General features: G+C 71.4%; 7 protein-coding genes. 4 read left to right on the top strand and 3 right to left on the bottom strand.

Translation table 11 applies throughout. From position 1 onward, the window contains the following. The 4 genes from HUU95_RS05930 to HUU95_RS05915 form a co-directional block, all read left to right on the top strand. A partial coding sequence (locus HUU95_RS05930) for a sensor histidine kinase (protein WP_174279271.1) occupies positions 1-1,022 on the top strand: 1,022 nt, incomplete at its 5' end. Continuing rightward, positions 1,019-1,462, top strand: a complete 444-nt coding sequence (locus HUU95_RS05925) for a response regulator (protein ID WP_174279270.1) — start codon at positions 1,019-1,021, stop codon at positions 1,460-1,462. The genes HUU95_RS05930 and HUU95_RS05925, both read left to right, overlap by 4 nt. Positions 1,463-1,464: 2 nt before the next feature. Then, a complete protein-coding gene (locus HUU95_RS05920) occupies positions 1,465-2,493 on the top strand; it encodes a sensor histidine kinase (RefSeq protein ID WP_174279269.1) in 1,029 nt (342 codons plus the stop codon). Between the two features lie 158 nt (positions 2,494-2,651). Then, positions 2,652-4,118: an MDR family MFS transporter gene (locus HUU95_RS05915; protein ID WP_174279268.1), complete on the top strand. Its 1,467-nt coding sequence runs from the start codon at positions 2,652-2,654 to the stop codon at positions 4,116-4,118. An 11-nt stretch (positions 4,119-4,129) separates the two neighbouring features. On the opposite strand, the gene HUU95_RS05910 is transcribed toward HUU95_RS05915, so the two are convergent. The 3 genes from HUU95_RS05910 to HUU95_RS05900 all read right to left on the bottom strand — a co-directional run. Beyond that, on the bottom strand, positions 4,130-4,747 hold the full coding sequence (locus HUU95_RS05910) for a MarC family protein (RefSeq protein WP_174279267.1): 618 nt from the start codon (positions 4,745-4,747) through the stop codon (positions 4,130-4,132). Next, positions 4,744-5,436, bottom strand: coding sequence for a hypothetical protein (locus tag HUU95_RS05905; RefSeq protein WP_174279266.1), 693 nt, complete (start codon positions 5,434-5,436; stop codon positions 4,744-4,746). Before HUU95_RS05905 ends, HUU95_RS05910 begins: the two co-directional genes overlap by 4 nt. Then, on the bottom strand, positions 5,433-6,210 hold a 778-nt coding region (locus HUU95_RS05900), incomplete at its 5' end, for a bifunctional 5,10-methylenetetrahydrofolate dehydrogenase/5,10-methenyltetrahydrofolate cyclohydrolase (protein WP_174279265.1). The genes HUU95_RS05900 and HUU95_RS05905, both read right to left, overlap by 4 nt.

The raw sequence follows: 6,210 nt of genomic DNA, 5'->3' as shown, positions 1-6,210 counted from the left end.
GCGCGATCCGCGCCACGGCGACGCGCATGCTGGCGGAGGAGCGCCGGCTGCTCGCGATCCGCAACGCCGACCAGCAGCGCTCGCTCGACGCCTTCTACGCCGTGCTGGCCGGGGCGGGCGCGCTGCTGCTGCTGCTGGGCGTCGGCACGGCGGTGATCCTGCTGCGCTTCACCCGCGACCTGCGCGGCTCGCGCGACGAGCTGCGCGGGTTCAACGACACGCTGGAGCAACAGGTCGCCGACCGCACGCAGGACCTGACGCGCGCGAACGAGGAGATCCAGCGCTTCGCCTATATCGTCAGCCACGATCTTCGCTCGCCGCTGGTCAACGTCATGGGCTTCACCGCCGAGCTGGAAGCCGCGACCGGCGAGCTGACGCGGCTGGTCGATCGCGCGGAGATCGAGGCGCCGCACCTCGTCACCGCCGACGCGCGTCTCGCCGTGCGCGAGGACCTGCCCGAGGCGATCGGTTTCATCCGCACCTCCACGCAGCGGATGGACCGGCTGATCAACGCCATCCTGAAGCTGTCGCGCGAGGGGCGGCGCGTGCTCGCGCCCGAGCCGCTGGATGTGGCCGACATCGTCGACACGGCGGTGGCGGCGATGCGCCAGACGATCGACGCGCGCGGCGCGGCCGTGAGCGTCCAGCACCCCATGCCGCTGGTCGTCAGCGACCGCACCGCGATCGAGCAGATCGTCTCCAACCTCGTCGAGAACGCGACCAAATATCTCCAGCCCGGTCGCGCTGGCCGCATCGCCATCACCGGCCAGCGCGATCGCGATCGCGTCGTGATCGCGGTGACGGACAATGGCCGCGGCATCGCGGCGGCCGATCACCAGCGCATCTTCGACCTGTTCCGCCGCTCGGGCGCGCAGGATCAGCCGGGCGAGGGCATCGGGCTCGCCACCGTGCGCGCGCTCGCCTATCGGTTGGGTGGCACGATCGATGTCGAATCGACGCCGGGCGAAGGCTCGGTCTTTCGCCTCAGCCTGCCGGCCCAGTTCCAGGGATCACGCGCATGACCGATCACCGTTCCGTCAGCATCCTGATGATCGAGGACGACGAGGGCCATGCCCGGCTGATCGAGAAGAACATCCGCCGCGCCGGGATCATGAACCAGATCCGGCATTTCGTCGACGGCCACACCGCGCTCGCGCACCTGTTCGAGGCGAGCGACGGCCCGGCGCTGAACGGCCCGGCGCTGGTGCTGCTCGATCTCAATCTGCCCGACATGAGCGGGACGGACATTCTGGCGCGGATCAAGGCGGAAGGCAGCCCGCTGCGGCGCACCCCCGTCGTGGTGCTGACCACCACCGACGACAAGCAGGAAATCCAGCGCTGCTACGACCTGGGCTGCAACGTCTACATCACCAAGCCGGTCAACTATGAGAATTTCGCCGCCGCGATCCGGCAGCTCGGCCTGTTCCTGTCGGTGATCCAGGTGCCCGAGATCGAGGCCTGAGCGTGGCCGAGCCCCGCGTCCTCTACATCGACGACGATGCCGGCCTCCGCCGCCTTGCGGGTCGCGCGCTGGAGCGGCGCGGCTTCGCGGTGACGCCCGCCGATGGCGGCGCGGCCGGCCTCGCGCTGGCGACGGCGGAGCGGTTCGATCTGGTCGCGGTCGATCACTACATGCCCGAAATGAACGGGCTGGAGACGCTGGAGCGGCTGCGCGCGCTGCCCGAGCCGCCGCCGGTCGTGTACGTCACCGGCTCCGACGAGGGGCGGATCGCGGTCGCGGCGCTCAAGGCGGGCGCGGCCGATTACGTCGTCAAGACGGTCGGCGACGACTTTTACGACCTGCTCGGCGCGTCGTTCGCGTCCGTGCTGGAGCGCACGACCCTGGAGCGCGCCAAGACGGCGGTGGAGGCGGATCTGCGCGCGAGCAACGCCCGGCTGGAGGCGTTGCTGGGCGAGGTCAATCATCGCGTCGCCAACTCGCTGCAGATGGTATCGGCGATCATCCGGCTGCAGGCGGGCGCGCTCGCCGACGCGGGCGCGCGCGACGCGCTCGCCGACACGCAGCGGCGCATCGACGCGATCGCGCAGGTCCATCGCCGGCTTTACACGTCGAGCGATGTCGAGAGCGTCGAGATGCAGGGCTATCTCGCCGCGCTGATCGACGAGCTGGCGGGCACCTGGTCGTCCGACGCGGCGCCGCGCCGGCTCAGCCTCGCCGCCGACCCCGTGCGCCTGCCGCCCGATCGCGCGGTGTCGCTGGGGGTGATCGTCTCCGAGCTGGTCAGCAACGCGTGCAAATACGCCTATGGCGCCGCCGCCGGCGAGGTCCGCGTCGCGCTCAAGGCGGGCGACGCCTATTTCACGATGACGGTGGAGGATGACGGGCGCGGCCTGATCGACGGCGCCGCGCCGCAGGGCACCGGGCTCGGCACCAAGCTGATCCGCGCGATGACGCAAAGCCTGGGCGGCACGCTCGCCTACGACACCGACCACCAGGGCGTCCGCGCGGTGCTGACGGCCGCGATGGGGTGAGCGGTCGAGGGGACGACTGGCAAGGCGCCGTGAGCCTCTCGTCTGCACGCCTGATCGCGTGCATCGCGGGCCGGGCAGGCGGGCGCGCCGACGTCGGCCAGACCATGGGTTCCGCCGACTAGCTTCCCGTTCGCCCTCCCCCCGCCTAAGGCGCGCGGATGGCTTCACCCTCCCTCAGCCGCCCGCTCGTGCTCGCCTCCGTGATGGCCGCGTCGTTCATGATCGCGATCGAGGCGACGATCGTGTCCACCGCGATGCCGCAGATCGTCGGCCGCCTCGGCAACCTGGACCTATATGCCTGGGTGTTCTCCTCGTTCCTGCTCGCGCAGACCGCGACCACCGTGGTGTTCGGCAAGCTGGCGGACGTCTATGGGCGCAAGTCCATCCTGCTGGCGGGGATCGCGATCTTCCTAGCGGGGTCGGTGCTGTGCGGCATCGCCTGGTCGATGCCGTCGCTGATCGCGTTCAGGCTGATCCAGGGCATCGGCGCCGGCGCGATCCAGCCGGTGGCGGTCACCGTCATCGGCGATCTGTACGCCGCGCACGAGCGCGGGCGCGTGCAGGGCTATCTCGCCAGCGTGTGGGGGGTGTCGTCGGTGATCGGGCCGCTGGCGGGCGGGCTGATCATCTCGCATGTCAGCTGGGCGTGGATCTTCTGGATCAACGTGCCCGTGGGCATCGTCGCCGCCGCAGGCTTTCACTTCTTCCTGCGCGAGAGCGGCGCCAGCGAGCAGCGCGGCGTCGATGTGGCGGGCGCGCTGCTGTTCACGGTCGCCATCGCCGCGCTGATGCTGGCGCTGACGGAGGCGGGCACGAACCGCGCGATATCGCTGGCCAGCGCCGCGGTATGCCTGGTGGGCGGCGCGCTGTTCGTCTGGCAGGAGCGCCGCGCGCGCGATCCGATGGTGGCGTTCGCCCTGTGGGCGCGGCGGCCGATCGCGACCACCAACGCCGCCACGCTGCTGAGCGGGATGACCATCATCGGCCTGACGACGTTCCTGCCGATGTACGTGCAGGTGGTGCTCGGCTATTCGGCGCTGGTCGCCGGATTCACGCTGACCGCGACCGTGCTGGGCTGGCCGATCGGGGCGACGCTGGCGGCGCGCAACTTCGCGCGTTTCGGGTTGCGGCCGACCCTGGTGTTCGGCGGCGTCCTGTTGCCGGTCGGCGCGCTGGCGTTCGTGATGCTGGCGCCGGGGGGATCACCGTGGCAGGCGGGGGCGGGCTCGCTGGTGCTGGGGTTCGGCATGGGTTTCCTCAGCACCGCCGCGATCGTCATCATCCAGGACAGCGTCGGCTGGGCGGAACGCGGCGCGGCCACCGCCTCCAACCTGTTCGCGCGCAACCTGGGGAGCACGCTGGGCGCGACCGTGCTCGGCGCGGCGCTGAACGTCAGCCTCGCGCGCGGGGGCGCCGTCTCGGTCGAACAGGTGCGGCACCTGCTCGACCGTGGGGCCGGGGCGGTCGGCGATGGCGCCGCGCGCGCCGCGCTCGGCCAGTCGCTTCACGTGACCTTCTGTGGCGTGCTGCTGATCGCCATCGGGACGATGCTCGCCGCTTTTCTGGTCCCCGCCATCGATCTGCACCAAGGCCTGCGCGACCGCGAACAGCCCCACCCCGCCTGACCGCTGCCGCCCTACCGCAACGACACCTGCAACCCGTCCGTCACGAACTGCACCGCGAGCGCCGCGAGCAGCACGCCCAGCAGCCGCGTCACCACCGCCTCGATCCTGGCGCCCAGCAGCCGCATCAGCGGCCCCGCCGCGAGCAGCGCCGCCAGCGTCGCGAGCAGGATCGTGCCCATCGCGCCCAGCACCACCAGATGCGCCGCCAGCCCCGGATGCCGCGCCGCCAGCAGCATCACCGTCGCAATCGAGCCCGGCCCGGCGATCATCGGCATCGCCATCGGAAAGATCGACACGTCCTCGACATGCTCGGCCGCGACCTGCGCCGCGCGGTCCTCGCGCCGCTGCGTGCGCCGCTCGAACACCATCTCCAGCGCGATCAGGAACAGCATGATCCCGCCCGCGATGCGGAACGACGACAGGTTGATCCCCAGCCCATGCAGCAGCGCCTCGCCGAACGCCGCGAACACCAGCAGGATCAGCGCCGCGACCACCACCGCGCGCACCGCCATCGCACGCCGATGCGGGCCGCTCGCCCCAGCGGTCAGCCCCGCGAAGATCGGCGCGCAGCCGGGCGGATCGATCACCACGAAGAAGGTGATGAGCGAGGAGACGTAGAGCTCGATCATTGCGGCGCGTCGACATGATCATCGATCACGCACAGCGGCCACGCCTTGTAGCCTTCGGCCCAGAAGTGCACCGACCCGGTACTCGAATCGGGTGGGTGCCGGAAATCGAGGGGCGCGGTCAAGGTCACCTGGACCCAGCGCCCTCCTTTCCAGCCAGCGCCCCAGTACCAGGCGAGGCTGCCGTCATCGGAGACCCCCAGCGCCCCCTTGCCCGCGTGCTCGAGCGGCACCGGCAGCCCGGGCGGCAGATGCTCGATTTGCTGGTCCAGGCGAGCACCACACATCGCCCGCCTGATCGGAGGCGACGCCGGCCGTGGCCTGGGCGCAGCGGCATGATCGCCGTGACTGACGATCCACCGCCAGCGCCCATCCGGCTCACGCCGCCACACGGTCGTAAAATAGCCGACGCCGCCGTCCTGCCGCTTCCAACCGCCAGTATCGACCGCCACGGTCCCGTCGCACGACACCCAGGCCGCCGTCGGCCACCACTCGATCGCCGCCGCCGGATCGGCGCGGTCCTTCAGCCAGTTTTGCGCCTTCACCGGCTCCGGCACGAACATCGTCGCGTCCGGCGCCGCCCATTTCCGGTACGCCGCCCATTGCCCGATCGCCTTCGCGTCGGCGGCGAAGGCACGCTCCGCCTCGGTCACCGTGGCCGGCGCGACCGCGAGGAGCAGCGCCGCAATCACAAGCCGAACGCCACCCCCTCGCGCCGGCACGCCGCCTCCAGCGTGTTGCGCAGGAGGCAGGCGATCGTCATCGGTCCCACCCCGCCCGGCACCGGCGTCAGCGCGCCCGCCACCTCGGCCACCGCCGGATCGACATCGCCGACCAGCCCACCCGCGACGCGATTGATGCCGACGTCGATTACGGTCGCGCCGGGCTTCACCCAGTCGGCCTTCACGAACCCCGGGATGCCCACGGCCGCGATCACGATGTCCGCGCGCCCGACATGCGCCGCGACGTCGCGGGTGCGGCTGTGCGCCACCGTCACCGTGCAGTTGGCATTGACCAGCAGCTGCGCCACCGGCCGCCCGACCAGCTGCGACCGGCCCAGCACCACCGCCTCCTGCCCCGCCAGCGGCGCGCCCAGCCCTTCCAGCAGCAGCAGGCTGCCCAGCGGGGTACAGGGCCGCAGCCCCGGCACGCCGTTCGCCAGCCGCCCGACATTGACCGGATGTAGCCCGTCGACGTCCTTGTCCGGATCGATCCGGCTCACCACCGCCCATTCGTCGAGATGTCTCGGGAGCGGCAGCTGCACCAGGATGCCGTCGATCGCCGGGTCGGCGTTGAGCCGGTCCACCAGCGTCATCAGCGCGGGCTGCGTCGTGTCGGCGGGCAGGACGTGCTCCACGCCGTGCATCCCCGCCGCGCGCGTCGCCTTGCCCTTCGAGCGGACATAGACCGCCGAGGCCGGGTCGTCGCCGACCAGCACCACCGACAGCCCGGCCGGCCGTCCCGCG

The sequence above is a fragment of the Sphingomonas bacterium genome (genome assembly GCF_903643065.1).
In the GTDB taxonomy this organism is placed as follows: domain Bacteria; phylum Pseudomonadota; class Alphaproteobacteria; order Sphingomonadales; family Sphingomonadaceae; genus Sphingomonas.
This window is presented reverse-complemented; position numbering and strand designations above follow the sequence as displayed.